Origin of the sequence: Streptomyces sp. SID3212, from assembly GCF_009865405.1 — a bacterium.
In the GTDB taxonomy this organism is placed as follows: Bacteria; Actinomycetota; Actinomycetes; order Streptomycetales; family Streptomycetaceae; genus Streptomyces.
The window spans coordinates 1-2,241 of sequence record NZ_WWJY01000500.1 but is presented as its reverse complement, the minus strand read 5'-3'; the positions used below and the strand labels follow the sequence as shown (position 1 = coordinate 2,241).

Below are 2,241 nucleotides of genomic sequence, written 5' to 3'. Positions count from 1 at the left end.
GGTCCGAACAGGGCCGCCAGAGCGTGGAGGTGGTGGTCACGGCGGCGGCGCTGGCGCTGCTGGTGCTCAGCGGGTTCTCGCCGGTGGAGGTCAACTCCCTGACGACCCAGCAGCAGGAGAACCGGGCGTCGGTGATCGTCACGCTCCTCGTCAACTTCGCGTTCGTGCTGATCGCGGCGTTCAAGGGCAAGCTGCGCATGGCGCTGGTCGGCACGCTGGTGCCGTTCGTGGCGCTGACGGGCGCGATCCGGCTGGCGCGGCCGGGCTCGCCCTGGGCCAAACGCTTCTACCGGGAGCGCCACAAGAAGCGGGCGAGAAGCACGTTGCGCGCCTACCACCACGACAAACGCTGGGTGGGCCCGCGACGCCGCTTCCAGGACCTGATCGGCGGCGCCCCCACCCCGGACCCGGCGCGGACCCCGCGCTGAGGGGTCCGCGTGCGCCGGTACGAGGGCGGGCGCGAGGTCAGTTGGTCTCTTCCTCCGCCTCGTCCTCCGCGTCCTTCTCGGGAGCGGGGGACAGGGGCGCCTCCGGCAGCTCCGCCGCCAGGGCCGCCGCCGCCTGGACCAGGGGCAGGGCGAGCAGCGCCCCCGTACCCTCGCCGACCGTCACGCCCTGGTCGAGCAGCGGCACCAGCGCCATCCGGTCCAGCGCCTTCGCCTGGGCGGGCTCGCCGCTCAGGTGACCCGCCAGCCACCAGTCGGGCGCGCGGAACGCCGCCCGCTGGCCGACCAGCGCACACGCCGCCGACACCACGCCGTCCAGGACCACCGGCACCCGGCGCACCGCGCTCTGGAGCAGGAAGCCCGTCATCGCCGCCAGGTCCGCGCCGCCCACCGTCGCCAGCAGCTCCAGCTGGTCGCCGAGGACCGGCCGCGCCCGGCGCAGCGCGTCCCGGACCGCCGCGCACTTGCGCATCCACGCCAGGTCGTCGATGCCCGCGCCACCGCGTCCCGTGACCACCGAGGCGTCCGTGCCGCACAGGGCGGCGATCAGGGTGGAGGCCGGAGTCGTACCGCCGACGCTCAGGTCGCCCAGGACGAGCAGATCCGTACCTGAGTCCGCCTCCTCGTCGGCGATCCGCATGCCGAGGCGTACGGCCTCCTCGGCCTCCTCGACCGTCAGCGCGTTCTCGACGTCGATACGGCCGCTGCCGCGCCGCACCCGGTGCCGTACGACCTCGTCGGGCAGCAGCCCGGGTTCGCAGTCCAGGCCGGCGTCGACGATCCGCACCGGCACGCCCGCCCCGCGGGCCAGCACGGCGGCGGGGCTCTCGCCCTCCAGCATCGCCCGCACCAGCTCGTGCGCGCTGCCGGCGGGGCGTCCCGAGACGTCCAGCGAGGCCACCCCGTGGTCGCCGGCGAACACCACCGCGCGCGGCTGCCGGATCGCCCTGACCGGGACCGACCCCTGCGCGGCGGAGAGCCACTCGCCCAGCTCGTCGAGGCGCCCGAGGGCCCCGGGCGGCACGACCAGCCGCTCCCGGCGTTCCTCGGCGTCACGCCGGGTACCGCCGTCGGGGCGCTCGATCAGATCGGAGAAGTCGTCGAGATTAAGCGAGCTCATTGCCCGAACATTAGCGAACGGGGCCGTCGTTGACCGGCGGTGGGATCGGGGGGCGCCCGCGTCTCGGCCCCGGGGCGCCCCCGCCTCACCCCCGTAGCGTCAAGGACTGCCCCGCCACCACCAGCAGGACGTGTTCGCACTCCTCGGCGACCGCCGCGTTCAGACGGCCCAGTTCGTCGCGGAACAGGCGGCCCGAGACGTGCGCGGGGACGATGCCCGAGCCGACCTCGTTCGTCACCAGGACCACCGTGCGCGGGGTGGCGCGGACCGCCGCGACCAGCTCCGCCGTCCGTTCCCGCAGCGCCCGGCGGCCCCCCGGCTCCCACGCCTCCTCGTTCCACGCGTCCACCCGGTCCATCGCGTCCGTCAGCCACAGCGACAGACAGTCGATCAGCAGCGGCGGCCCCTCCCGCGCGAGCAGCGGCACCAGGTCGCGGGTCTCGACCGTCCGCCAGCTGCCCGGCCTGCGCTCCCGGTGGGCCCGTACCCGCGCGTCCCACTCCGCGTCGCCGTCCCGGCCGCCGCCGGTCGCCACGTACACCACTCCGGGGAACGTGGCCAGCCGCCGTTCCGCCTCCCACGACTTGCCCGACCGGGCCCCGCCCGTCACCAGCGTGCGGCGCGGCACCTGGGGCACCGCGCGGTACGCGCCGACCGTCACCGTCGTCCCGTCGG

Annotated in this window: 2 protein-coding genes and 1 pseudogene; 1 reads left to right on the top strand and 2 read right to left on the bottom strand. The window is 75.5% G+C overall.

All coding sequences use genetic code 11. The features are described from left to right. A pseudogene (locus tag GT042_RS15155) lies at nucleotides 1-428 on the top strand (hypothetical protein); the annotation flags it as partial. 37 nt (nucleotides 429-465) lie between these two features. Here GT042_RS15155 and cobT read toward each other — a convergent pair. Both cobT and GT042_RS15145 read right to left on the bottom strand, forming a co-directional pair. Continuing rightward, entirely contained in the window at nucleotides 466-1,566 is a 1,101-nt protein-coding gene (gene cobT / locus GT042_RS15150) for a nicotinate-nucleotide--dimethylbenzimidazole phosphoribosyltransferase (RefSeq protein ID WP_161309237.1), read from the bottom strand. An 85-nt stretch (nucleotides 1,567-1,651) separates the two neighbouring features. Further along, the coding region (locus GT042_RS15145) for a bifunctional adenosylcobinamide kinase/adenosylcobinamide-phosphate guanylyltransferase (protein ID WP_237530816.1) at nucleotides 1,652-2,241 on the bottom strand (590 nt) is incomplete at its 5' end.

What these genes read in the sequence shown, in the direction of transcription:
- cobT (WP_161309237.1), bottom strand. Translation starts at nt 1,566, where the DNA reads ATGAGCTCGCTTAATCTCGACGACTTCTCCGATCTGATCGAGCGCCCC.